This is a genomic window from Devosia sp. ZW T5_3, assembly GCF_044987315.1.
GTDB lineage: Bacteria > Pseudomonadota > Alphaproteobacteria > Rhizobiales > Devosiaceae > Devosia.
In genome coordinates, this window is sequence record NZ_JBJDRE010000012.1 from 95,267 (window position 1) to 119,867 (window position 24,601).

General features: G+C 62.7%; 23 protein-coding genes and 1 tRNA gene. 11 read left to right on the forward strand and 13 right to left on the reverse strand.

Annotated elements, in window-relative coordinates; all coding sequences use genetic code 11:
• The first annotated feature begins 9 nt into the window (after positions 1 to 9).
• A complete protein-coding gene (locus ACI3KW_RS15760; protein ID WP_404848849.1) occupies positions 10 to 621 on the forward strand; it encodes a LysE family translocator in 612 nt (203 codons plus the stop codon).
• On the opposite strand, the gene ACI3KW_RS15765 is transcribed toward ACI3KW_RS15760, so the two are convergent.
• Entirely contained in the window at positions 622 to 1,005 is a 384-nt protein-coding gene (locus ACI3KW_RS15765; RefSeq protein WP_262165988.1) for a glyoxalase/bleomycin resistance/extradiol dioxygenase family protein, read from the reverse strand.
• Positions 1,006 to 1,119: 114 nt separating this feature from the next.
• Between ACI3KW_RS15765 and ACI3KW_RS15770 the strand changes: the two genes are divergently transcribed.
• On the forward strand, positions 1,120 to 1,317 hold the full coding sequence (locus ACI3KW_RS15770; RefSeq protein ID WP_262165990.1) for a DUF2934 domain-containing protein: 198 nt from the start codon (positions 1,120 to 1,122) through the stop codon (positions 1,315 to 1,317).
• Positions 1,318 to 1,330: 13 nt separating this feature from the next.
• Here ACI3KW_RS15770 and ACI3KW_RS15775 read toward each other — a convergent pair whose 3' ends face one another.
• From ACI3KW_RS15775 to fliF, 7 genes are read right to left on the reverse strand one after another with little or no spacing between them, the layout of a single operon-like run.
• Positions 1,331 to 1,609: a putative quinol monooxygenase gene (locus ACI3KW_RS15775; protein ID WP_404848850.1), complete on the reverse strand. Its 279-nt coding sequence runs from the start codon at positions 1,607 to 1,609 to the stop codon at positions 1,331 to 1,333.
• 2 nt (positions 1,610 to 1,611) lie between these two features.
• Positions 1,612 to 3,747 (reverse strand): flagellar biosynthesis protein FlhA, encoded by a 2,136-nt coding sequence (gene flhA / locus ACI3KW_RS15780; protein WP_404848851.1) that lies wholly within the window; start codon positions 3,745 to 3,747, stop codon positions 1,612 to 1,614.
• 52 nt (positions 3,748 to 3,799) lie between these two features.
• Positions 3,800 to 5,167: a sigma-54 interaction domain-containing protein gene (locus ACI3KW_RS15785; RefSeq protein WP_404848852.1), complete on the reverse strand. Its 1,368-nt coding sequence runs from the start codon at positions 5,165 to 5,167 to the stop codon at positions 3,800 to 3,802.
• 13 nt (positions 5,168 to 5,180) lie between these two features.
• The gene (gene fliN / locus ACI3KW_RS15790; RefSeq protein WP_404848910.1) at positions 5,181 to 5,471 is read right to left on the reverse strand and encodes a flagellar motor switch protein FliN; all 291 of its coding nucleotides are present in this window, start codon (positions 5,469 to 5,471) and stop codon (positions 5,181 to 5,183) included.
• A 50-nt stretch (positions 5,472 to 5,521) separates the two neighbouring features.
• On the reverse strand, positions 5,522 to 6,175 hold the full coding sequence (locus tag ACI3KW_RS15795) for a hypothetical protein (protein ID WP_404848853.1): 654 nt from the start codon (positions 6,173 to 6,175) through the stop codon (positions 5,522 to 5,524).
• Complete coding sequence (gene fliG, locus ACI3KW_RS15800; RefSeq protein WP_113120150.1) at positions 6,176 to 7,249, reverse strand: flagellar motor switch protein FliG; 1,074 nt, start codon at positions 7,247 to 7,249, stop codon at positions 6,176 to 6,178.
• Between the two features lie 5 nt (positions 7,250 to 7,254).
• A complete protein-coding gene (gene fliF, locus ACI3KW_RS15805; RefSeq protein ID WP_262165999.1) occupies positions 7,255 to 8,886 on the reverse strand; it encodes a flagellar basal-body MS-ring/collar protein FliF in 1,632 nt (543 codons plus the stop codon).
• Positions 8,887 to 9,043: 157 nt separating this feature from the next.
• Here fliF and ACI3KW_RS15810 point away from each other — a divergent pair, with 157 nt between their 5' ends.
• Positions 9,044 to 9,658 (forward strand): glutathione S-transferase family protein, encoded by a 615-nt coding sequence (locus tag ACI3KW_RS15810; protein WP_404848854.1) that lies wholly within the window; start codon positions 9,044 to 9,046, stop codon positions 9,656 to 9,658.
• A gap of 87 nt (positions 9,659 to 9,745) precedes the next feature.
• On the opposite strand, the gene ACI3KW_RS15815 is transcribed toward ACI3KW_RS15810, so the two are convergent.
• The 3 genes from ACI3KW_RS15815 to ACI3KW_RS15825 form a co-directional block, all read right to left on the reverse strand.
• Positions 9,746 to 10,024, reverse strand: a complete 279-nt coding sequence (locus ACI3KW_RS15815) for a DUF1153 domain-containing protein (RefSeq protein WP_035102845.1) — start codon at positions 10,022 to 10,024, stop codon at positions 9,746 to 9,748.
• Between the two features lie 219 nt (positions 10,025 to 10,243).
• The gene (locus ACI3KW_RS15820) at positions 10,244 to 10,939 is read right to left on the reverse strand and encodes a flagellar hook assembly protein FlgD (RefSeq protein WP_404848855.1); all 696 of its coding nucleotides are present in this window, start codon (positions 10,937 to 10,939) and stop codon (positions 10,244 to 10,246) included.
• A gap of 10 nt (positions 10,940 to 10,949) precedes the next feature.
• Complete coding sequence (locus ACI3KW_RS15825; protein ID WP_404848856.1) at positions 10,950 to 12,467, reverse strand: flagellar hook-length control protein FliK; 1,518 nt, start codon at positions 12,465 to 12,467, stop codon at positions 10,950 to 10,952.
• A 263-nt stretch (positions 12,468 to 12,730) separates the two neighbouring features.
• Here ACI3KW_RS15825 and mnmA point away from each other — a divergent pair, with 263 nt between their 5' ends.
• Together mnmA and ACI3KW_RS15835 are read left to right on the forward strand one after the other, a co-directional pair.
• Positions 12,731 to 13,882: a tRNA 2-thiouridine(34) synthase MnmA gene (gene mnmA, locus ACI3KW_RS15830; RefSeq protein WP_404848911.1), complete on the forward strand. Its 1,152-nt coding sequence runs from the start codon at positions 12,731 to 12,733 to the stop codon at positions 13,880 to 13,882.
• A 5-nt stretch (positions 13,883 to 13,887) separates the two neighbouring features.
• Complete coding sequence (locus ACI3KW_RS15835; protein ID WP_404848857.1) at positions 13,888 to 14,775, forward strand: phosphotransferase family protein; 888 nt, start codon at positions 13,888 to 13,890, stop codon at positions 14,773 to 14,775.
• A gap of 44 nt (positions 14,776 to 14,819) precedes the next feature.
• Here the strand turns inward: ACI3KW_RS15835 and ACI3KW_RS15840 are convergent, their stop codons facing one another.
• Entirely contained in the window at positions 14,820 to 15,011 is a 192-nt protein-coding gene (locus ACI3KW_RS15840; protein WP_404848858.1) for a hypothetical protein, read from the reverse strand.
• A gap of 155 nt (positions 15,012 to 15,166) precedes the next feature.
• On the opposite strand from ACI3KW_RS15840, the gene ACI3KW_RS15845 reads away from it, so the two are divergent.
• Positions 15,167 to 15,679, forward strand: a complete 513-nt coding sequence (locus ACI3KW_RS15845) for an RNA polymerase sigma factor (protein WP_404848912.1) — start codon at positions 15,167 to 15,169, stop codon at positions 15,677 to 15,679.
• Positions 15,676 to 17,793, forward strand: coding sequence for a vWA domain-containing protein (locus ACI3KW_RS15850; protein WP_404848859.1), 2,118 nt, complete (start codon positions 15,676 to 15,678; stop codon positions 17,791 to 17,793). The genes ACI3KW_RS15845 and ACI3KW_RS15850 overlap by 4 nt, the downstream gene beginning before the upstream one ends.
• 60 nt (positions 17,794 to 17,853) lie before the next feature.
• On the opposite strand, the gene ACI3KW_RS15855 is transcribed toward ACI3KW_RS15850, so the two are convergent.
• A complete protein-coding gene (locus ACI3KW_RS15855) occupies positions 17,854 to 18,804 on the reverse strand; it encodes a ring-cleaving dioxygenase (protein WP_404848860.1) in 951 nt (316 codons plus the stop codon).
• 261 nt (positions 18,805 to 19,065) lie between these two features.
• On the opposite strand from ACI3KW_RS15855, the gene ACI3KW_RS15860 reads away from it, so the two are divergent.
• The 4 genes from ACI3KW_RS15860 to ACI3KW_RS15875 all read left to right on the forward strand — a co-directional run bounded on the left by ACI3KW_RS15860 (position 19,066) and on the right by ACI3KW_RS15875 (position 24,566).
• Positions 19,066 to 19,142: transfer RNA gene (locus ACI3KW_RS15860), tRNA-Met, on the forward strand.
• A 158-nt stretch (positions 19,143 to 19,300) separates the two neighbouring features.
• On the forward strand, positions 19,301 to 20,401 hold the full coding sequence (locus ACI3KW_RS15865; RefSeq protein ID WP_404848861.1) for an efflux RND transporter periplasmic adaptor subunit: 1,101 nt from the start codon (positions 19,301 to 19,303) through the stop codon (positions 20,399 to 20,401).
• Positions 20,398 to 21,489 carry an efflux RND transporter periplasmic adaptor subunit gene (locus ACI3KW_RS15870; protein ID WP_404848862.1) on the forward strand — a complete coding sequence of 364 codons (1,092 nt, stop codon included), beginning with the start codon at positions 20,398 to 20,400 and terminating at the stop codon, positions 21,487 to 21,489. The genes ACI3KW_RS15865 and ACI3KW_RS15870 overlap by 4 nt, the downstream gene beginning before the upstream one ends.
• The gene (locus tag ACI3KW_RS15875; RefSeq protein ID WP_404848863.1) at positions 21,486 to 24,566 is read left to right on the forward strand and encodes an efflux RND transporter permease subunit; all 3,081 of its coding nucleotides are present in this window, start codon (positions 21,486 to 21,488) and stop codon (positions 24,564 to 24,566) included. The genes ACI3KW_RS15870 and ACI3KW_RS15875 overlap by 4 nt, the downstream gene beginning before the upstream one ends.
• Positions 24,567 to 24,601: the final 35 nt, after the last annotated feature.

Here is a 24,601-nt window from a genome sequence, read left to right on the forward strand (position 1 = left end):
GGGTAGGGCATGAGCATCGAATTTTTGATAACCACGCTGATCGTGGTCGTTTCGCCGGGCACGGGCGCGCTTTACACCATCGCCGCTGGGCTCAGCCGGGGCGCAAAGGCGAGCGCGGTGGCGGCGTTTGGCTGCACGCTGGGGATCGTGCCGCATATGCTGGCGGCGATCACGGGCCTGGCGGCGATCCTGCACACCAGCGCATTGGCGTTTGAAATCATCAAATATCTGGGCGTCGCCTACCTACTCTATATGGCCTGGGCCACATTGCGCGAAACCGGTGCACTCAGCGTCGAGCAGGATGTGGCGCATAAATCGGCGGCCAAGGTGATCGTGGAAAGCGTGCTGATCAATATTCTCAATCCCAAGCTGTCGATCTTCTTCTTTGCTTTCCTGCCGCAATTCGTGCCGGCGGATGCGCCCAACGCCCTGCCGCAAATGCTGGAATTGAGCGCGGTGTTCATGGGCATGACTTTTGTAGTGTTCGCACTCTATGGGCTGTTTGCCGCATCGATCCGCGGGCAGGTGATCAGCCGGCCGGCCATCATGACGTGGATGCGGCGGACATTTGCCGGGGCGTTCGTACTGCTGGGCGCGCGGCTGGCGCTGACGGAGCGATAATCAGGCGTTGTTGAAACCCTGGGTGGTGGCGAGCCACCAGGTGGTGCCGGAAGGATCGGTGATGCCGCAGCGGCGATCGGCATCGTCCTTTTGGGTAGGTTCCTGCACCACCTTGCCGCCGGCGGCGCGGGCCAGTTCGAAGCTCTGGTCGACATCGGGAACATAGACGTGGATATGAGCGCTGCTGGTGGCGCCGGGCGCCTGGCCGAGCATCAGCACGGTATCGTCGATCTTGAATTCGACATGGCGCAAGGCGCCGCTCTCGTCGCGATGCTCCAGCGTGGGCTCGTCGCCAAACACGGCTTTGATGAAATCGAGCACCGGCTTGGCGTCGCTGACGATCAGGTAGGGGGAAAGGCTGTTGTGGCCGGCTGGCTTGTACATGATTTCACTCCGTTTGATGAGCAATGAACGCGGTGGCCAGGTGGTTCCAACCTGGGCAACCTGGCCCCCCGCCAAGCGTTTTAGTTGAATCAACCCATGTCGCGGAGATGAAAGATGATCGGATGGGATGAAGGAAAAATTCGCAACCGAGCCTATCTGCTATGGGAGCGGGCTGGATGGCCGCAGGGCCGGGATCAGGAATTCTGGCGCCGGGCCGAGGAAGAACTGGCGCGCGAGGACCAGCTCGATCTGTCCAAGGAAGACACCGAGATAAAAAAGCCGCCATTGCTGCCGGGACATCTGCTGCAGTAGCGGAGAACGGGCGCTATTCCGTGCGAATGGAATAGTGCCGTTGCAAGCCGGCGGTGATCTCGGCCCAGGCGGAGGTGGCGGCGCGGTGCTGGTGGGCGTCGAAGGCGGATTGGTTGGCGAAGATTTCGCTGACCAGGAAATGGGTGGGATTGTCTGGGCTTTGGGCGACGGAAAAGGCGAGACATCCCGGTTCAGCACGGGTGCGGGCGATGTGAGCGGGCAGGGCCGCTGTGACTGCTTCGATGCGGTCGGGCGGCACTTCGAGGTGGCCCGTCAGATAGACCTTCCCCATGGCTAGATGCTGCCCACCGTCTTGAGGCGGATGCGGGGGTGGACTTCGTTCTGGCTCATGACCACGGTTTGCGGGCGGAAGCGCTCGATGATGGCGCGGACATGGGGGCGGATGGAGGGTGAGGTGATCAGCACGGGCAATTCGCCCATCTGGGCGGCGCGCTCATAGCCCTGCTGGATGCCAGCGATGAATTGCTGCAGGCGCGAGGGGGCCATGGCCAGGTGCCGGTTGTCGCCATCACCCACCATGGCTTCGGCGAAATCGCGCTCCCATTGCGGGGAGAGGGTGAGGAGCGGCAGATTGCCGTCGGGGCCCAGATTGGCGGCGCAGATCTGGCGGGCGAGGCGCGAGCGGACATGCTCGGCAATCATCTGGGTGGAGCGGCCGGGGCCGGCGATTTCGGCAATGCCTTCGAGAATGGTGGAGAGATCGCGGATCGAGATGCGCTCGGTCAGCAGGGTCTGCAGCACACGCTGGACGCCCGAGACCGAGATGAGGCCGGGAATGATGTCTTCGGCCAGCTTTTGCTGATCCTTGGGCAGGCCCGAAAGCAGGGATTGCACATTGGCGTAGTTGAGCAGGTCGGAAACGTTGGCCTTGAGCACTTCGGTCAGGTGCGTGGAAATGACCGTCGAGGGATCGATGATGGAGAGGCCACGCAGCTCGGCTTCGTCGCGTAGGGCCGGCTCGATCCAGGTGGCGGGCAGGCCGAAAGTGGGCTCGGTGGTGTGGTGGCCGGGCAGGTCGATCTGGTTGCCCATGGGGTCCATGACCATCAGCTGATTGGCGAAAATCTGGCCGTGGCCGGCTTCGACTTCCTTGATGCGGACTTTGTAGTCGTTGGGCTCGAGCTGCATATTGTCGAGAATGCGGACCGGGGGCATGACAAAGCCCAGTTCGGTCGCCAGTTGCCGGCGCAGCGCCTTGATCTGCTCGGTGAGACGATCAGAACCGTTTTCGTCTTCCTTGACCAGGCTGAGCAGACCATAGCCGAGTTCGAGCTTGAGTTCGTCGATCTTGAGGCTGTCGGAAATCGGGGCTTCGGTGGCGGGAGCATTGGCGCCGCCGGGCTTGCTGGCTTCAATGGCCGACTTCAGATCGACCTCGGCCTGCCTTTCGTCCTTCTTGCTGGCCGAGCGCCACGCCAGGTAGCCCACGCCACCAGCGATGGCGAGGAAGGGAATGACCGGCATGCCGGGCAGGAAGGCGAGCAGGCCCATGACGGCCGAGGACATGCCCAAAGCGCGGGGATAGCCGGTGAACTGGGCCGAAAGAGCCTTGTCGGCCGAGCCGGTCACGCCGGATTTGGAGACCAGGATGCCGGCGGCAGTGGAGACAATCAGCGCGGGAATCTGGGAGACCAGGCCGTCGCCGATGGTCAAAAGGGTATAGACATTGCCGGCCTCCTGGATGGAGAGGCCTTCCTGCATCATGCCGATGATCATGCCGGCAATGACGTTGATGAAGGTGATGATCAGGCCAGCAATGGCGTCGCCGCGCACGAATTTACTGGCGCCGTCCATGTTGCCGAAGAACGCGCTTTCGCCTTCGAGATCGGCGCGGCGCTGCTTGGCGGTGGCTTCATCGATCAGGCCTGAGCTGAGATCGGCGTCGATGGCCATCTGCTTGCCAGGCATGGCATCGAGGTTGAAGCGGGCGGCGACTTCGGCGATGCGGCCGGAACCCTTGGTGATGACGATGAAGTTGACGATCACCAGGATCGCGAAGACCACGACGCCAATGATGAAATTGCCACGCATGACGAAGTGGCCGAAGGCCTCGATGACGTGGCCGGCGGCGGCGGTGCCGGTGTGACCATCGGAGAGGATGAGGCGGGTGGTGGCGAGGTTCAGGCCCAGCCGCAGCATGGTGGCGATGAGCAGGACCGTCGGGAAGGACGAGAATTCGAGCGGCTTCTGGATGAACAGCGCCGTCATCAGGATCATCACGGAAAAGACGATGGAGACAGCCAGCAGCGCATCGAGCAGCAGCGGCGGCATCGGCACGATGAGAATGACGATGAGGCCCATGACGCCGGCGGCAAGGGCGATATCGCCCGAGCGGAGCAGGTCGAAGACTGACGCAGCGGTGGGGATCTTGAAGGCTGGGCGGGGCCGGCCGGCTGGGAGGTCAGTCATGAGATTTGATCACCAGCGTTAGGCGCGGGATTTGTGGTCGGCCCAATATTCATCAAGCCACTGACCGTCTCTCGCCGGGGTCGGGCACGTTGGTGCCTTCGTCGGCATATTGGTTGAGCTTGTTGCGCAGGGTGCGGATCGAGATGCCCAGGATGTTGGCGGCGTGGGTGCGATTGCCCAGGGTGTGATCGAGTGTGTCGAGGATCAGGTCGCGTTCCACATCGGCGACCGTGCGGCCGACCAGGGCCGCCGACATGGTCTGGGCGGTTTGGGCCAATTGAGCCGACAGGCTGCCGGCACTGGCGGCTTCGATCAGGCCCATGCCGTCGGGCAGGACGATCGCGTCGGGGCCGATAATATCGCCCGAGGAGAGCAGGACCGCCCGGTGCAGCGTGTTTTCCAGCTCGCGGACATTGCCCGGCCATGGAGCCTTGAGCAGGGCGTCGCGGGCTTCGGCGGAAAGGGCGCGCGGCGGCAGGCCATTGGCCTTGGCGTATTTGGCGACGAAGTGTTCGGACAAAGCCACGATATCGCCGGGGCGGTCGCGGAGTGGGGGGAGCTTGAGATTGACCACGTTGAGGCGGAACAGCAGGTCTTCGCGGAAGCTGCCTTCGCGCACGGCCTCGTTGAGGTTGCGGTTGGAGGTGGCCAGGATCCGGATATCGACGGGGACGGGCTTGGTGCCGCCGACGCGGTCGATAATGCGTTCCTGAATGGCGCGCAGCAGCTTGGCCTGGAGGCGCACATCCATTTCGCTGATTTCGTCGAGCAGCAGGGTGCCGCCTGAGGCTTCCTCGAACTTGCCGATGCGGCGGGCGATGGCGCCGGTAAAGGCGCCTTTCTCGTGGCCGAAAAGTTCGGATTCGAGCAGGGCTTCGGGGATGGCGGCACAGTTGACCGAGATGAAGGGCTTGCCAGCGCGCTTACTACGGGCATGGACGTGTTTGGCGATGACTTCCTTGCCGGTGCCGCTTTCGCCGGTGATGAGGATGGAGGCGTCGGAGCCAGCAATCTGCTCGGCCATGCGGACGACGCGGTCCATGGCTGGGTCGCGGTAGAGGAATTCGGAGCTGTCGCGGGCGACGGCGGCGATGACGGCGGCAATCAGCTCGGCATCGGGCGGCAAGGGAATGTATTCCTTGGCGCCGGCGCGAATGGCGTTGACGGCGGCGGCCGCATTGGTCTCGATGCCGCAGGCGACGACGGGAATGGCGATGCGTTCGGCTTCAAGGCCCGCGATCAGCCCGGCAATGTCCATCATGACATCGACCAGCAGCAGATCGGCGCCGCGGCCGGCGCGGAGGGCCGCCAGAGCGATTTCGATGGAGGGGGCGTGGGCGACCTTGGCGCCGCCATCCATGGCCATTTTGGTGGCGGTGCTGAGCTGGCCTTCAAGGGCCCCGATGATGAGGAGACGCATGGTTCCGGACTCCTTATTGGGGCTTGATGATTTCGGTCATGGTGACGCCGAGCCGGCCTTCGACCAGCACGATTTCACCACGCGCCACGAGGCGGTCATTGACGAAGATTTCGACGGCCTCGCCGACCTGGCGGTCCAGCTCGATAACGGTGCCGGTATCGATGCGGAGCAATTGGCTGACCGGCATCTTGGTGCGGCCCAGCACCACCGAAATGCGCACATGCACGTCGAATACGGCTTCGAGATCGGCGGCATTGCGCTCGGCATAAGTCTCGGGTCCGCCGCGCTGGCCGGGGACGGTCATTTCCTCGAAGGTAATGCCTTCAGAGCCGGCAGTGTCATTGGGATCGGGGATCAATGTCCGGTCTCCTCTTGGTTCGCAGCGGCGGGTGTGTTGAGATAGGCCGAAATGGCCTTGTCGATGTCGGCTGATATGGCGGCGATGTCCCGGACCAGGCCACCATCGACCCATTCGAGACGCCCGTCGCTCAGGCGCTGGTCGGGATCACCCATGACGACGAGGCGCCCGGCAAAGCCGGAGGTCTGCATATGGGCGGTGGCGACGTCGCGGATGGCGTCCGCAATGTCGGGATGGCAGCGGATGACCAGATGCGGCACGCCATTCAGGCTCTGCATGCATTCGGCGATCAGCGCGTCGAGCTCGACCGTGGGATGGCGGGCCAGCAGGTGCAGCGCCAGCTTGCGGCCAATGCTGGCCGCCAGCTCTACCGCCTCGCGGCGGCTCTGGGTCATGGCGTCATCGAGGGCCGCGACCATTTCGCCGGTGCGGGTGGCCAGCGTGCCGGCGGCAGCGGCAAGGGTTTGGGCCGCCATGGCGGTGGCGTTCTTTTCGCCCTGGGCGACGCCCTCGGCATAGGCATCCTCGCGCGCCTGAGCGACGAGCTGGGCGACCAGATCTTCGGGCACGGTGGGGCGAATGGGCGCCATGGCCGGGGTGGGGCGCTCGCCTAGGTCCAGATCGAAGGTGAAACGTGCTGCCTGTGCCACTTACGCCACCATCTGGTCGTCGGATTTGGTCTTGAGGATGATGATCTCGCCCTTGGCGGCGAGGTCCTTGGCGGTGGAGACCATGCGGCCCTGCGCCTCATCGACATCCTTGAGGCGCACGGCGCCCATGGTTTCCATGTCGTCGCGCAGCAGCTTGGCGGAACGGGCCGACATATTGGCGAAGAAGAAGTCTTTGATGGTCTCGTTGGCACCCTTGAGAGAAAGGGCCAGTTCGCGCTTGTCCATGCGCTGCAGCAGGGTCTGCATGGCGGAGGCCTCGAGGCGGGTCAGATCTTCGAAGGTGAACATCAGCGCCTTGATGCGCTCGGCATCTTCGCGGCTGTTTTCCTCGAGCGAAGTGATGAAGCGGGCTTCGGTCTGGCGATCGAAGCTGTTGAAGATTTCGGCCATCTGCTCGTGGCTGTCGCGACGCTTGGTGTGGCTGAGCGTCGACATGAATTCGGTGCGCAGGGTGGTCTCGATCTTCTCGAGGATTTCCTTCTGCACGGGGTCGAGCCCCAGCATGCGCTGCACCACATTCATCGCCAGCTCCTCGGGGAGAATGGCGAGGACCTTAGAGGCGTGGTCGGGGGCGATCTTGGAGAGCACCACCGCGATGGTCTGGGGATATTCGTTCTTGAGATAGGCGGCGAGCACGTCTTCCTGAACGTTGCTCAGCTTTTCCCACATATTGCGGCCGGCCGGGCCGCGGATTTCTTCCATGATGGAATCGACGCGCTCGGCGGGCAGGAACGAGAGCAGCAGGCGTTCGGTGGAATCGGTATTGCCCGACAGTGAGCCATTGGAGGCAATGGTGGTGACGAACTCGATCATCAGGTCGTCGAGCATTTCCTGGGTGATCGGGCCAAGCCGCACCATGGCGCGGGAGAGGGTCTTGATTTCCAGCTCATCCAGCTCGTCGAAAATGGGCTTGCCGTAATCGGGGCCGAGAGCAAGCAGAAGAGCGGCAGCTTTTTCGTCGCCACGCAGCACGCGCTGTTCACCGGCGCCGACCACCAATTGGCGGGGGGCGGTGATGTCTGGAATGTCGGTGGATTGGGAAACCAGGGCCATCTCGGTTACGCCGCGTTGCCCAGCCAGTCGCGCACGATTAGTGCGGCCTGCTTGGGATTTTCTTCAACAAGGGTGCCGACCGTCTTGAGGGTCTGCAATTGGGTTTCGCCCATGGAGCGGGCATTCGCGACCCAGGCGGGAGTCTTGTCACGCGGCTCTGCCGTCGTTTCCGCCAACACCTCGCCATTGGCGGCGAGTACGCCGTGATGGCTGACTTCGGCGGCGGTGGGCAGAGCCAGTGGCTGGCTTTCGGGGGTCAGCACTCGCTTGAGCAGCGGGCGCATGACGAAGAAGACCAAAGCCAGGGCGATGAGCAGAGTGACCGCCATTTCGGCGCCGTTCATCAGATCGTCGCGGGTGAAATCCAGCAGGCCAGCCGAAGCATCGGTACCGGGTGTCGCCAGTTCGGGACGCTCGGCGAACTGCATATTGACCACTTCGACGCTATCGCCGCGGGTTTCCGAATAGCCGACGGCGGAGCGGACCAGGGTCAGGATCTGGGCGATCTCGTCGGCGGTGCGGGGGGTGTAGACCGGGGCGCCTTGCGGGTCGGTGGTGTAGACGCCATCGACCACGACGGCGACAGAGAGGCGCTTGACCGCGCCGGCTTCAGTAACGGCGGTCTGGGTGGTCTTGGAAATCTCGTAATTGGTGACCTCTTCGCTCGAGGTGCCCTGCTCGCTGGTGCCGGCGGCGCCGTTGTTCTGGCTCGCGCCGGGCAGTTCATTGGCGACGGTGACCTGGCCGGTGGCGCCATTGGACAGGTTCTGGTTTTCGCGCAATTGAGTGGAGCGAACGACCTGCCCATCAGGGTCGAAGGTTTCCTGGGTGGTGGTGGAGCGATTGAAATCGATCTCGGCAGCGACCTCGACGCGAGCGCGGCCGGCGCCAACGACATTGGCCAGCATGTCCTCGACGCGGGTGCGCAGGCGGTTCTCAAAGCCCAGCGTGCGCTCGGCGGCCTGGCCGGACATGGCGCCGGCCGCATCGTCCTCAGTGCCCGAGGCAAGCAGATTGCCCTGGTCGTCGACGATGGAAACGCGGGTGGGCGTCAGCCCTTCGATAGCGGAGGCCACCAGATGCTGGATGGCGCGGATTTCGCCGCTGGAAAGCTCGCCCCGCACGGACAAGACGATAGAAGCCGAGGGGTCCTTGCGTTCGCGACGGAACAATTCGCGCTCGGGCAGGACCAGATGCACGCGGGCCGACTTGATGCGGTTGAGCGAAGCGATGGTGCGGGCCAGTTCGCCTTCGAGAGCGCGAACATTGTTGATGTTCTGCACGAAGCTGGTGGCACCCAGGGTCGATTGCTGGTCGAAGATTTCGTAACCGACCTGGCCGCGCTGGGGCAGGCCGGAACTGGCCAAGCTCATGCGCAGGGTGGTGATCTGGTCGCGAGGCACGAGAATCGTGTCGCCATCGCCCCGCAGTTCGAAGGGAACGTTGGCCGTCTGCAGTTCGGTCACAATTGCCGAAGAGTCTTCGAGGGACAGCCCGGTATAGAGGGGAGCCAGATTGGGCGCCTGGGCCCGCATGATCAGGAAACCGAAGAAACCGAGCATCAATACCGCCACGGTCGCCATGGCCGCGAGACGGGGCAGACCGATGCGATTAATGAGCTGGGTAAGGTTGTCCACGCCGGCACTCGATTCGAAGGGGGCCACGCGACGCAAACGAACACCGGGACCGATGGGCAAAAATTACCTAGCAGATGGTAAACATTGTCTTAACTCCCCGTTGCAGTTTGCGAATTTGGGCAGAAAGTGCCGGGTTGAGTGAAGGAAAGGTGAAGCGATGAAGGTTTTGGGACGGGTTACCTCGATCAATGTGCGCAAGGTGCTGTGGGCATTGGACGAGTTGGGGCTGGGTTACGAGCGGGAAGACTGGGGTCTGCCGCTGCGCGATCCGAAAGTGCCGCAATATCTGGCGCTCAATCCGAACGGGCAGGTTCCGGTGCTGATCGAAAACCAGTTCGTGCTGTGGGAAAGCAATGCCATCCTGATCTATCTGGCCGAGCGGGAGGGACAATTGCTGCCCAGCCAGCTCGAATTGCGGGCGCTGGCGCTGCAATGGCTGATCTGGCAGGCGACCGAACTCAATCCGCCCTGGGGCTACGCCGTCAATGCGCTGATCCGCAAGACGCCGGGTTATGACGATGCGGACAAGGTTGCAGCGTCAATCGCGGCTTGGGGCGACAAGATGGCTATCCTCGAGGGGCAATTGGCGCGCGGGCAGGCGTTTGTCGCGGGGGACGAGTTTTCCATCGCCGATATCGCGATTGCCCTGTCGGTGCATCGCTGGATGAGCCTGCCGGCCGAGAAGCCTGAATTTGCCGCGGTGGCGGACTATTATGAGCGGGCGATGGCCAGAGAGGCCGGGGCGAAGTGGATGGCGCCGGAAACGCCATAGGCACGCGGTTTCGTGCTACTGGCTCGCCAGAAACAACAAAACCCGCCGCGGCGAACCGGGCGGGTTTTGCAATTCAGTCTGCCGGGATCAGCCCTCGCGGTAATGCTGGATCCAGGTGGTCCTGAGGCCGGCAAGGCCGTGCTTGTCGATGGCGGCCTGCCAGTTGAGGAATTCATCGACGCTCAATGTGTAGCGATCGCAGGCCTCTTCAAGGCTGAGCAATCCACCGCGCACTGCTGCGACGACTTCGGCTTTACGGCGGATGACCCACCTCCGCGTATTGGCGGGGGGAAGGTCTGCAATCGTGAGCGGACTACCGTCCGGTCCGATAACGTACTTAACGCGTGGACGCATTTGTACGGTCATTTTACTCTCTACTCAAACCTGACCATATAAGTTCAGAGAGTAGGGCAACGGCCTTAAAATTCAGCTAAGGGGAAACTTACAACAGGTTAAGAATGCGCTGCGATTTCAAAGGATTGAATCGCGGTTGTGACAGCCTGATACAAGCTTCTTCTATTGACTGCAGGCCAGCGCAAGTCGCTGTCCACTAACATATTTCGGCTGAACTAAGACCGATCAGCTTCAGGATGCAGTGTCGTCCTCGTCCGGAATGGGCGCAGTGTTGGGGATGCGCACATTGGTGACGTCGGAGAGCAGAATCTTGCTGGTGCCGACCGTCAGGATCGGCTGGGCGCCCGAAAAGTCGACCGCGGTAACGATGCCCACGGTGGAAGTGGATACCTTGATCGTATTACCCGACAGATTGGTGCCCTTGATCTCGATGGTATAGGTGCCATCGGGTTGGGTGTTGCCGTCCGACCCCTTGCCGGTCCACAGGAAATTGCCCGGGCCCTTATCGAGCGAGCCGGCCTCGGTGTAGACCACGCGGCCATTGGCATTCTTGATGGTGACGGTGGCATTGGCCACTTGCGCGTCGGCATTGAATGCCCAGGTGGCGCCGCCGTTCTTGAGTTCGGCTGTGGTGCCGGCGGCGGTGATTTCCCTGCCGATATAGGAGACGGCGTCGGTCTTGCCCGTACTCTGCGTAGTTTGCAGCAGGCTTTCGAGGAATTCGTTGGTCTTGAGCTGCTGCTCGACGCCGGTGAACTGCACCAATTGAGCCGTGAACTGATTGGTATCCAGCGGATCCAGCGGGTTCTGGTTCTTCAACTGCGTGGTCAGGATATTGAGAAAGGTATCGAAGTTCTCGGCAATGGTGGTGCGCGAGCCGCTGAGGGCACTGGTATTGGAGCTTCCCGAAACGCTATCGACGGCCATGGGCTGATCCTTACGCGAGAATGTTGACGCCGCTGGCCGTGAGGCTGCCGCGATAAAGGTTGATGGTGGGGGTAGGCGCCTCGTCGGCTTCGCCGCCGGCATCGGCCGCGCCGAACAGCGAAGGGCGGCCATTGCGCTCTTCGCCTTGCTGGCCGCCGCCATTGAAGGGGTTTTGCTTCAGCGAAAATTCGAGATTGGTCTTGGCACCATCGAGCCCGGCCTGTTGCAGGGCCCGTTCTAGACCCCGCTGATCGCGCTGCATCAAGTCGAGGGTTTCGGCCTTTTCGACGGTGAGATGGGCTTTGACGCGGCCAGTGGCATCGATATCGAGGCGCACATCGATGCGGCCGAGCTCGGCCGGATCGAGCCGGATCTGGAAGCGGGTATTGCCATCGGTTGCCTGGCGGGCGACTTCGAAGGCCAGTTGCGGCAGATTAAGCTGCTGCTGGCTGGTCTGGTAGCCGGCATGGGCGACGCGGGGGGCGAGCAGCGGGTCGACGCGCGCGGTCTGCTGTTGCGGTTGCGCGGCCTGGCTATCGGGTTGCTGCTTGTCGAGCGGGGCGGCGACGGGAATAGCGGCAGTTTTGGCATCGCGCTCGGGCGGTTTGCCAGTATCGGGCTGTGGATCGGTATCGCCTTTGGGCCTGTCGTCGATGGCCGGCTTGGCCTCGATTTCAGGTTTGGCGGCCGCCTCGGGCACAGGCTCGGCCTTGGCTTCGGCGGTTTTGCCGGTGATAGCCGGCTCGGTCAGCTTGAGTTCGGGCGTCGCCAGCGGCTGGGCGTTGGCCGTGGTTTCGACCTTGATGGCCGTGCGGGCGGTGAGCTTGTCGAGCGCAGCCTGCAAATCGGGATCGAGCTCGGCGCTGGCCGGGTCCATGCCCAGGGCTGCAAGCGCTTCGGGTGCGGCATCGCCGGCACTGAGAGCTTTTGCAAGAGCGGCGAGCTTATTGCCCATATCAGCCAATTGCTGGGCCAGTTCGGCATTGGCCGAGACATCGGTGGCGGCGTTGCCGCCCTGCAGCGATAGCGCGAGCGGGGCCAGAGCCTTGGCCAATAGATCGGTAGCGCTGGTGCCCGTCGCGCCATTGGCGAGGGCGGTCAGCTCGGCTGCGCTGGGCAGGTTATCGAACGAGACGCCCAGGGACTTGGCCAGTGCCTCGAGTGCCGCGGTGAGATCGGCCATTTCCTGGTCAGTCGGGGCCTTGCCGGCCTCAAGGCTGGCGCTGAGCTTGGCGAGGCGATCGAGCAGATCGGCCAATTGGTCCTTGGGCGGGGCCGGCTGGATGGGCATGGTAGCGTCGACCGGAGCGGCGACGGCCTGCGGATCATCGGTCGCGCGTTCTTCGTCATCGGCGCGAGGTTTGGACGGCTCGCTGGCGGGGGCAGGCTTGGCTGGCGTGGGTGCAGCTTTGCTGACGTCGTCGAGCAGTTCGGCAAAGGCGTCGTGCCGCGCCAAAGCCTGGCCATTGAGGCTCTTGCTGAGAGTGCCGGTGGCGGTCGAGGTCAAGACGGTCAGATTTGATGCCACGCTAAGCGGACCCGTGAAGTGAGACTAATCCGGCAACAGCAATGCAAGAGGGGTGCCAAGTGGCAGGCCCACGCATTGTTATTATAATCCAATGGGTTGACCTTCGCACTGCTCGACACTGACGCATCGTGTCCCGGCAGAAAAGGCGAGTGACGGCAATTGTTGCCGGGTGTCGCAGCGCATTGCACGGGCGGGCGGAAGGGAGTATGGAGCGGGCCTTAAATTCGTCCGCTGGCCCTTGAACCCAACCGGATAGAGGAATGATGTTGAACTCGCTTGATATTGCCAAGCGTCCCGAAGACACGCGCGTTGTTGTTGCGATGTCGGGGGGCGTGGATTCTTCGGTCGTGGCGGGCCTGTTGGCCCGGCAGGGTTATGACGTAGTTGGGGTGACGCTCCAGCTTTACGACCATGGTGAAGCCACCCACCGCAAGGGCGCGTGCTGCGCCGGGCAGGATATCCATGATGCGCGGCGCGTGGCCGCGACGCTGGGCATTCCCCATTATGTGCTCGATTATGAAGAGCGCTTCAAAAAGAGCGTCATCGCGCCCTTCGCCAATGCTTACCAGCAGGGCGAAACCCCGGTGCCGTGCATTGCCTGCAACCAGTCGGTCAAGTTCGTCGACCTGATGACGGTGGCGCAGGACCTCGGCGCCGATGCCTTGGCAACGGGGCATTATGTACAGAGCAAGCTGGGCGCGGATGGACGGCGGCAGCTGTTCCGGCCGGTCGATGCCGAGCGCGACCAGACCTATTTCCTGTTTGCCACGACACAGGACCAGCTCGATTATCTGCGCTTTCCGTTGGGCGGGATGGGCAAGGCTGAAGTGCGCGAACTGGCGCGCGAGATGGGGCTGGAAATTGCTGAAAAGCACGACAGCCAGGACATCTGCTTCGTGCCGCAGGGCAAATATGCCGACATCATCCGCAAGATGCATCCCGAAGCGGTCGCAACGGGCGAGATCGTGCATCTGGATGGCCGCGTGTTGGGGATGCATGAAGGCATCGTCAATTACACGGTGGGCCAGCGCAAAGGCCTGGGGATTGCAGCAGCCGAGCCGCTTTATGTGATCAAGCTCGAACACAAGACCGGGCGGGTCATCGTGGGACCGCGCGAGGCGCTCAAGACCCATACGGTGCGCTTGCGCAATGTGAACTGGCTCGGGGGGCGGCCGCTGGCCGAACTCAGCGCCGGCAATGGCGCTCCCGTCGAGGTCAAGGTGCGCTCGACACGCGGACCGCAGCCCGCCGTGGTGCAGATGCGGGGCGAAGATGTTTTCGTGACGCTGGTATCTGGCGAATACGGCATTTCGCCGGGCCAGGCCTGCGTGTTTTACGCCGATGATACGCCGACCTCGGAAGTTTGGGGCGGCGGGTTTATCGCCGAAGCAGTGCCGGCGGTGTTTGCGGCGTAGCAGAAATGAGCAAGCCGCTCATTTCGACGGAGCACGCCCGGCTGGCGCTTGAGGCGCGGTGGCCGGGCGTTTCCGCGTTTTCGCCATTGGTCGAAGGCGAGGAGTCCCGGGCGTTTCGTTTCGAGCGCGGCGGGCAGGATTTCGTGTTGCGCATCAATCGCGAGTTGGGCGGCTTCGCCAAGGATGACTTGGTGCAGCGGCTGTTCGGTGACCAATTGCCGATCCCCCAAATCATGCAGATAGGGCAGTTGGAGGATGGACTGGCCTTTTGCATCTCGCGGATGGTGCCGGGGACAACGCTGCAGGCGCTGCCGGCGGATCGCCTGACACCGGCATTGCAGCCAGTTGCTGCGTTGCTTGACAGTATTGCCTCTGTCGATGTTGGTGCGCTCGAGGGATTTGGGCCATTCGATGCGCAGGGCAGGGCTCGTTTCGCCAGGTGGTCCGCCTTTGTGGCTGGTATCGGCGGCACCGCCCACTACGATTGGTCGCGAGCCGGGGTTGAAAGCATTGCGCCCTGGCTGGAACAGGTGCTTGCATTGTCCAATACCTGCCCTGATACGCGTCAACTGGTGCATGGGGATTTCGGATCAAACAATGTGCTGTTTGCGGAGGGCCGGATCACGGGGGTCATCGACTGGTCGGAGGCCATGGTGGGAGATGGCCTTTATGATGTGGCCAATATCCTGTTCTGGCGGACTTGGCTTGATTGCATGGAGCAACAGGCGACTTTCTTTGAGGCCAACCGCCCAACTTGGCTCGCCCGCCGGGACCTGCTGCGGTGCTATCAGCTCCGCATCGGGCTGGATCTGATCTATCAATGCGCGCTGGCCGGTGATTGTCCGATGCTCGATTGGGCGCGGCGAAGGTGTGGGGAAGTCGCCGACTTCTGAGGTGTTTGCGGCCACCAGCTTTTGCACGTTAGTCGGGTTTGGAGCTATTGTGCGGGGGCCTCGACAGGAGGCGCACCCGCCCCAGTCGCTGCGGCATTGGCTTCGCGCAATTGCTGGTAGGCATTGATGCTGCCCAGCGACGTCGAGATGGCGATAACCACCAGCAGGGCGCCCAGCACGAGCAGCATGATGCGGGCCGGTGTCGGTGCGAATGGGCTCAGTTTGGGTTCGTCCATCGGAAGACCTCAAAATAAATCTGCTCAGAACCACCAAAGGAGCGGGCGGGCAGCGGCGTCTTAGCACTATAAGAGGCCCAAGGTTAAGGCTTGCGCGAGTGTTTGCCCCCGTGATGGGACTGTCTGCCGCACCACAGATCGATCATGCCGGTGCGCTGACGCGGGCGCTGGTCGTTCGCGCGCAGAATGGCGATGCCGCCGCATTCGGCGAGTTGATCGAGGATCATTATGACCTGATCCACCGCACGGCCTGGAAATGGTGCGGCAACCGCACCGATGCCGAGGATGTGGCGCAGGATGTTTGCGTCAAGCTGGGTGGGGCGATTGGCGGGTTCGACGGGCGCAGCGCCTTTTCGAGCTGGGTCTATCGCATCACGCTCAATGCGGTGCGCGACATGCAGCGGGCAGCCAGCCGGCGCGGCAAATATGCCGATGCCTATGCCGAGGTGAGCCCGGAAGATCACCCTGCCGACCAGGAAGAGGCAGCAACATCGCGTCAGCTCTGGGCGGCGGTGCGGGAATTGCCCGAAAAGCAACGCGACGCGGTGTTGCTGGTTTATGCGGAGGAATTGAGCCACGCGGCGGCGGCCGAAATCATGGGCATCAAGGAGGCTACGGTCTCCTTCCATGTGCATGAGGCACGCAAGACCCTGAGGGGGCTGCTATGAGCGACGATATGCACGATCCATTCACCGGTCTGAGCCAGACCAAGGCGCCTGCGGGCAATGCCGAGGCGAAAAAGCGCGCTTTGGCAGCCGCCATGGCGGCATTCGAAGCCGCGCAGACGGAAACTGCCAACAAATCTGCAGAGGCAGCCAAAGGAAACCGGAAAGGGAGCCGTCTTAATTCCATCATCACTACCCTGAAAGGGAACTGGATCATGGATATGCGTCTCCCCATCGGCACGGCGGCCATTGCATTGCTCGTGCTGCCGCTCGGCTACCAGCTTTACAGTAGCACCTCGATGACACCGAGCCAGGTGAACCAGACTACCAGCCAGCCGCCCATCTTGTTCGATCCGCCGCCAACCACCATGCCGGTCGATCCCACAACTTTGGGCGCAGCGCAGCCGGAGACCGAAGTTGCGCCGCCGCCGGCTCCAATCACCCCGGCGCCCGTCGATGACATGCGGCTGCGCCAGCAGGCGGCCGAACCGCAATTTGGCGGAGAACTCACCGACAACATGTTCCTTGCGCCGCCACCAGCGCCCACCACGGTCATGCCGATGGGGGCAGTGGCGCGGGGGACGACGCCGGATTATGCCGTTGCGCCCCAGGCCGAAGCCAGCGGCGATCAATTCACCAGTTTTGAGGAACAGCGCCTCAAGGTTGCCGCAAGCGATCCGGTCTCGACCTTCTCGATCGATGTGGATACGGCCAGCTATTCCTATGTGCGGCGCTCGTTGGAAGAGGGCTATGTGCCCGAGCCAGACGCCGTGCGCATCGAGGAACTGCTGAACTATTTCCCCTATGATTATGCACCGGCGGAAAGCGCGACGACGCCCTTCAAGCCGACCATGGCGGTGTTCCCCACGCCCTGGAATCCCAAGACGCAATTGCTCGAAATCGGCATCAAGGGCTATGTGCCCCCAGCCGGCGAGGACAAGCCGAGCAATCTGGTATTCCTGATCGATACGTCGGGGTCGATGGACGAGCCGGACAAGCTGCCGCTGCTGCAGCGGGCTTTCGGGCTCCTGGTGGATCAGCTTTCGGCCAATGATACGGTGTCGATCGTGACCTATGCCGGCTCGGCCGGGGTGGTGCTGGAGCCCACCAAGGCGACCGAAAAGGCCAAGATCCTGGCGGCGCTCGACCAGCTGTATGCCGGTGGCAGCACGGCGGGCGCGGAGGGGATCGAGCTGGCCTATAAGCTGGCCGAACAATCCAAGGTCAGCGGCGGCACCAATCGGGTTATCCTGGCCACCGATGGCGATTTCAATGTGGGGATCGACGACCCCGAAAAGCTGGAAGACTTCATCAAGGCCAAGCGCGATAGCGGCGTGACGCTGTCGGTGTTGGGTTTTGGCAAGGGTAATCTGGACGATGCGACCATGCAGGCGCTGGCCCAGAACGGCAATGGCAATGCCAGCTACATCTCCAATTTCCGCGAGGCCCAGAAGGTGCTGGTGGAGGAGGTCGGCTCGACCCTGTACATGATCGCCAAGGATGTGAAAATCCAGGTGGAGTTCAATCCGGCCGTGGTCAGCGAATACCGGCTGATCGGCTATGAGACGCGGGCGCTCAACCGCGAAGATTTCAACAATGATGCGGTCGATGCCGGCGACATCGGGGCTGGGCATACGGTGACCGCGCTCTATGAAATCACGCCGGTCGGCTCGGGCGCCGAATTGGTCGAGCCGCTGCGTTATGGCAACCAGCAACCGGCGGCCGGCGAGGCAGCGGGCGAAGAAATCGCCTTCCTCAAGATGCGCTACAAAATGCCCGATAGCGATGTTAGCCAGTTGATCGAGCAGGCGGTGACGCCCAGCGTGGTCTATGGTGACATTGACGAGGCCAGCGACGATGCGCGGTTTGCTGCGGCCGTGGCGGCTTTCGGACAGAAGCTCAAGGGCTCCGACTATGTCAGGGATATGAGCTGGGCCGATATCCAGGCACTGGCGCAATCGGGCAAGGGCTTGGACGAGAGCGGCTATCGCGCCGAGTTCATCCAGTTGCTGAAGACCGCCGCGTTGCTCCAGCCTGATGCCAAGCCTGCGGCGGCTACAGAGCCCGCAACGGACGACACTTGCACGTCGACTGTCGAGACCGGCAGCGTTTGCTGATCGCCGGATAACTCTCACTCGATTGGGCGGGCTGGGATAACCAGCCCGCCCTTTGCGCATTTAGACCAGCGGCTTGAGATTGGCCTCGATGCTGGCGCGGCGAGGTTCGAGGAAGGGGGGCAGGGCAAGGGATTCGCCCAGCGTTTCCATCGGCTCATCGGCAGCAAAGCCGGGTACGTCGGTGGCGATCTCGAACAGGATGCCATTAGGCTCGCGGAAATAGAGCGAGGTGAAATAGTAGCGTTCCACCTCGCCGCTGGAGCGAATGCCGGCCTGGGTCACCCGGGCGATCCACTGGCGCAGGCTGTCCTGATCGGGCGTGCGGAAGGCAACGTGATGCACCCCGCCGGCGCCGGGCCGGGCCGGAGCCAGGGTCGGATCGACCACGATATGCAGTTCGGCCGCGGGGCCGCCTTCGCCCATTTCGAACACATGGGTTTCCCCTGTCGTGCTGGTGGCGGGATAGGTGCGGACCTTGCGCATATTCATCACCTGGGTCAGCACAGCCTCGGTACGGTCGAGCTGCGGGACGGCCAGGGAGATGGGGCCCAGCCCAATGATCTGCTTTTCGGCCGGAACAGGGCTTTTGTGCCAGGGCACGACCTTATTGGCAGCGTCGATTACCATGCGGAAACGCTGGCCTTCGAAATCCTCGAAATCGAGCGAGACATGGCCATTGCGCTCCTTGATGCCTGATGTGCCTACATTGTGGCTCTGCAAATGGTCTTTCCACCATTTGAGCGTGTCTTCGCTGTCGACGCGCAGGCCAGTGCGGCTGACGGTATGATTGCCGCGCTTTTCAGGCCCGGTTTCGAAATCGAAAAAGGTCAAATCCGCGCCGGGCGAAGCGACGCCATCGCCATAGAACAGGTGATAGGCGGTGGTCTGGTCCTGATTGACCGTCTTCTTGATCAGCCGCATGCCGAGGGTCTGGGTATAGAAGGCCAGATTCTTGCTGGCCTGGGCGGTGACAGCGGTTAGGTGGTGGATGCCTCCGAGCTGCAAAGTCATGGCTTTTATCTCCTTATCGGCGAACCGCGCTAACATTGCCCAAGATGTAAGCGAGAGTTCCCTGCTTGTGCAGCGGTCCAATTTCGACAGGCTGTTGCCGATAATCGAACGATAGCCGGCGGATGTCGTCAAATTTGCAAGCTATCTAGATTGTCATGGGGGACGCAGCGGAGGGCGCTTGACAGGCCGGGACGGCAAATCTAATACGTCGACAAGCTTTTCAAGCGTCGCCGCCCGGGTCTTCTGCCGGGTAGCCCTTGGGGCGGAGTAGCTCAGTTGGTTAGAGCAGCGGAATCATAATCCGTGTGTCCCCAGTTCAAATCTGGGCTTCGCTACCATTCAAAACCCTCGGGAAACCGAGGGTTTTTTGTTTTCTGCAACGAGCATCAGTTTGGGCAGGAGCCGTGGTGCAGAGAGTGATTTCTGATGAGAACGCAGTTGACCGAATGGCGCGGCAGGTTGCCAATGCCATGATCGCCTTGTCGTGAGGTTTGCCATGAGTTCCACCATGAATGCCCAGACGATCCGAAAAGCCCTTGGCTTTGCCGCTGCCACCCTGCTGCTGGCCGGCTGTTCCAAGGCCGAGGCGCCCGCTGCGGCGGTCCCTGCCAAAAGTGTTCCCGTCATTGCGGCGGCGTCTAGCGACACCATCACTCGAGCCTCGCTGACCGGCGAGGTCAAGGCGCAGGTGCAGCAGGATCTGGCCTTCCGCACCGCCGGGCGCGTCCTCGAAGTGCTGGTCGAAACCGGCGATCATGTCACCGCGGGCCAGTCGCTGGCCCGGCTCGACGCTGCCGACCAGAAGGCGAGCCTGTCGCTGGCCAATGCCTCGGTCGATGCGGCCCAGGCCCAGCTCACCCAGGCGCAGCGCGATTTCGACCGTATCAATGCGCTCTTTGCCGCCGGCAACGCCACTCGCGCCCAGTTCGAACAGGGCCAGACCGCGCTCGACAGCGCCAAGAGTTCCCTGGCAGCCGCCCAATCCCAGCAGGCATCGGCCAATGAAGTGCTGACCTATGTCGATCTTAAAGCCAATGCCGATGGCATCATCCTGTCGCGGACCATCGAGCCGGGGCAGGTGGTCGGCGGCGGCCAGACCGTGCTGACCCTGGCGCAGGATGGGCCGCGTGACGCGGTGTTCAATATCTACGAAGCCGCGCTGACCGGCGTGCCCCATGACGTGCCGGTCGACCTGTCGCTGGTTGCCGATCCCTCCATCAAAGCCACCGGCACGGTGCGCGAAATCGCCCCCACGGTGAACACCGCGACCGGCACCGTCCGCGTCGAAGTCGGCTTCACCGACACTGGCGGCACCATGCCGCTCGGCGCGTCAGTCGCCGCCAGCATCGCTCTGCCACCCATTTCGGGTTTTGCCTTGCCCTGGGGCGCCTTGTTCCGCGACAAGAATGGCCCCGCCGTCTGGGTGGTCGATCCATCCGCGCAAACCGTCAGCCTCAAGCCGATCGTTGTCGACCGCTATCTGGCCAACAAGGTCATCGTCGCCTCGGGGCTGACAGCGGGCGATCTCGTCGTCACCGCCGGCACGCAGATGCTTTATCCCGGCCAGGTCGTTACCAGCGTGGAGGCCACGCCATGACCTCCTCGCTCCGCATGGGTCTCTCGGCCACCCTGATCGCCCTGCTGCTCACCGCCTGCGGCCAGGCGCCCGAAGCCCCGGTGGCCGAGCCGCTGCGCCCGGTGCTCACCACCGACGTAACCCTTGCCACGAGCCGAACCATCGGCCCCTTTGTCGGCAGCGTCGAACCCCGCCATGAAACCACGCTCAGCTTCCAATCGGCCGGCCGGGTGCTGACGCGCGATGTCGGCCTGGGTGACAGCATCACCAAGGGCCAGATATTGGCCACGCTCGACGCCAGCGTGCAGGCCTTCCAGGTCGAAACGGCGCAGGCCAATCTCGCCAGTGCGCAAGCCCAGTTCAACAATCTCTCCGCCGCCGAGGCACGCGTCCGCCAATTGGTGTCCACCAATACCGCCGCGCAAGCCCAGCTCGACGCCGCCACCACCGCTCGCCAGACCGCCCAGGCCCAGCTCGATCAGGCCCAGGCCAATGTGACCCGCGCGCAGGATCAGCTCGGTTACGCCCAGATCGTGGGCGATGCCGATGGTGTCGTGGTCTCGACCGGGGCTGAAGTCGGCCAGGTGGTCAGTGCCGGCCAAACCGTGCTGACCATGGCCCGCCCCGACCAGCGCGATGCCGTGTTCGACCTGCCTGAAAGCCTTGCCGCAACGCTGAAGTTGGGCGACGCCATTGCCGTTGCCACCACCGACGCCATCGGCGCGCAAACCAATGGCATTGTCCGCGAAATCGCGCCCAGTGCCTCGGCCACCGCCCGCCTGCGCCGCGTCCGGCTGACGCTCGACGCCCCCAGCACCGCCTTCCGCCTGGGTACGACGGTCGAGGCCGTCGTCACCCTCCCGCTCGACCAGCCTTTGGCACAAATCCCGCTTACGGCCGTGCTGGGCGATGGCGACGCCGCCAAGGTCTGGGTGCTCGACCCGGCCGCCGGCACGGTGGCGACCCGCCCGGTTACAATAGCGTCCCGCACCGCCTCCACCGCCGCCATCAGTGCCGGTCTGGCCGAAGGCGATCGCGTCGTCACCGCCGGCATCAATAGCCTCAGCGAAGGCCAACAGGTCCTCGTCAGTGAAGGAAACCCGGAATGAACTTCAACCTTTCCGAATGGGCGCTCGAACATAAGAGCTTCATCTGGTTCCTCATGGTCATCGCGGTCGTGGCCGGGGTGTTTTCCTATCAAAAGCTGGGCCGCGAGGAAGATCCGGCCTTTTCCATCAAGACCATGGTGGTGCAGGCCTATTGGCCCGGCGCCTCCATCGACGACACCAAGAGCCAGGTCACCGAACGTATCGAGCGGGCGCTGGAGAGCCTCGACACGCTCGATTTCACCCGCTCCTATTCCACCGCCGGCCAATCCACTGTCTTCGTCAATCTCAAGGAAACTCTGCGCGGCCAGGCCGTGCCCGATTCCTGGTATCAGGTGCGCAAGACCATCAATGACATCCGCGGCCAATTCCCCAGCGGTCTGGTGGGCCCGTTCTTCAATGACGAATTCGGCTCGGTCTATGGCAATATCTATGCCTTTACCGCTGATGGGCTGAGCTATCGCCAGCTGCGTGACTATGTCGAAACCGTCCGCAATGACGTGCTGGCCATTCCCGATATCGGCAAGGTCGAACTGATCGGCACGCAGGACGAAGTCATCTCCATCGATTTCTCCACCCAGCAATTGGCCACCGTTGGCATCAGCGCCGATGATGTCATCGCCCAATTACAGGCGCAGAACGCCGTCACCCCCTCGGGCACGATCCAGAGCGACGGCGAAAAAGTGCTGGTGCGGGTGGGCGGCCAGTTCACCTCCGAAGCCGATATCGCCAAGATCAACCTGCGGCAGGGCGATATTTTCTTCCGTCTGGCCGATGTTGCCACCATCAGCCGCGGCTATCAGGAGCCGCCCGATCCCCTGTTCCGCTACGACGGCAAAACCGCTCTGGGCCTCGCCATTTCCATGGCCCCCAGCGGCGACATCCTCAAATTCGGCGAAGCCCTCAAGGAGCGCATGGCTGAAATCGAAACCCGCCTGCCCATCGGGGTTGGCATCGATCAGGTCTCCGACCAGCCCCATGTGGTCGAGGAGGCCGTTGGCGGCTTCACCAAATCCCTGTTCGAAGCTGTGGTCATCGTGCTCGTGGTGAGCTTCCTCAGTCTGGGCCTGCGGGCGGGGCTGGTCGTCGCCATCTCGATCCCTATCGTTTTGGCGCTGGTCTTTGTGTTCATGGAATTCATGGGCATTTCGCTGCAACGCGTCTCGCTGGGCGCCCTGATCATCGCTTTGGGCCTCTTGGTCGACGACGCCATGATCACCGTTGAAATGATGGTGTCGCGCCTCGAAGCCGGAGATAGTTTGGCCAAGGCGGCAACCTTTGCTTACACCTCCACCGCCTTCCCCATGCTGACGGGCACCCTCGTCACAGTAGCCGGCTTCCTGCCCATCCTGCTCAATGCCTCGACGGCCGGGGAATATGTCCAGAGCCTGTTCTATGTGATCGCGGCCGCTTTGCTGATTTCATGGGTCGTCGCAGTCCTCTTCGCCCCACTGATCGGGGTGGCGCTCTTGCCCAAGGTCATGAAGGGCCATGCAGACAAAAAGCCCAGCCGCATTGCTGGCTGGTTCCGCAGCTCGCTTGCCGTGGCCATGCGGTTCCGCTGGGCCACCATTGCCTTCACCGTAGCGCTGTTTGCCGTCTCGCTATTCGGGCTGACCAAGGTGCAGCAGCAATTCTTCCCGCCCTCGGATCGCCCGGAAATCCTGGTCGATTTCACCCTGCCGCAAAATGCCACCATCCGCGAAACCGAGGCGGTAATGGACCGTTTCGAGGCCAGCCTGGTCGGTGATGCCGATATCGACCATTGGAGCTCATATGTCGGGCAGGGCGCTGTGCGCTTCTACCTGCCCATGGATAGCCAATTGGCCAATTCCTTCTTCGGCCAGGTGGTCATCGTCTCCAAGGATCTGGAAGCCCGCGGCCGCGTGCGCGCCAAGATCGATGCGCTGCTCGCCAGCCAGTTTACCGATGTGAACACCTTCGCCCAGTTTCTCGAACTGGGGCCCCCGGTCGGCCGCCCCATCCAATACCGGATCAGCGGCCCCGATGTGCAGACCGTACGCGGCCTGGCGCTCGATCTGGCCGGCGTGGTCAGCGCCAGCCCGCATGTCCGCGATATCAGTTTTGATTGGAACGAGCCCGGCAAATCGCTGCTGGTCGATGTCGATCAGGATAAGGCGCGTCGGCTGGGCGTCACCTCGCAAAGCGTCGCGCAGGTGCTCAATACCATTATCAATGGCACCACGATCACCCAGGTGCGCGACTCCATCTATCTGGTCGATGTCGTCGTCCGCGCCGAAGAAGATCAGCGCAATTCGATCGAAACCCTGCAAAACCTGCAAGTGCCCACGTCGAGCGGCGTGGCCGTGCCCTTGGGCGCCTTCGCGACCATTCAATATGGTCTGGAGCAACCCATTATCTGGCAGCGCGACCGCCTGCCGACCATCACCGTGCTTGGCTCGGTGGCGGGCGACCTGCTGCCCGCGGCGGTCAATAAGGAACTCGCCCCCACGATTGCCGCCTTTGCCGATAAGCTGCCCGCCGAATATCACGTGGTCACCGGCGGCGCGGCCGAATCCAGCGGCAAGTCCCAAACGGCACTGGTGGCCACCTTGCCCGCCATGCTGCTGGCCATCGCCTTCATCCTGATGGTGCAATTGCAGAGCGTGTCCAAACTGGTGCTGGTGGTCAGCGTTGCCCCGCTCGGCCTCATCGGCGTGGTCGCGGCGCTCTTGCCGACGGGAACGCCCCTGGGCTTTGTGGCGCTGCTGGGTGTATTGGCGCTGGCCGGCATCATCATCCGCAATGCGGTGATCCTGATCGGCCAGATCAATGACAATCTGCGCGACGGCTATAATCAATGGGATGCCGTGCTCCACGCCACCGAACACCGCATGCGGCCCATCCTGCTGACGGCAGCGGCCGCCAGCCTGGGCATGATCCCCATTGCCAGCGAAGTGTTCTGGGGCCCCATGGCCTATGCCATGATCGGCGGCATCATCGCGGCAACCGCGCTGACGCTCTACTTCCTGCCCGCGCTTTACGTCGCCTGGTATCGCGTCAAGGCGCCGGAAAACACGGCGGATAATGAACCTGTGGAGGCGCCGCCAGCAGTCTGAAATAGGCGATTGGCCTGACGGCGAAGCCGTCTCGC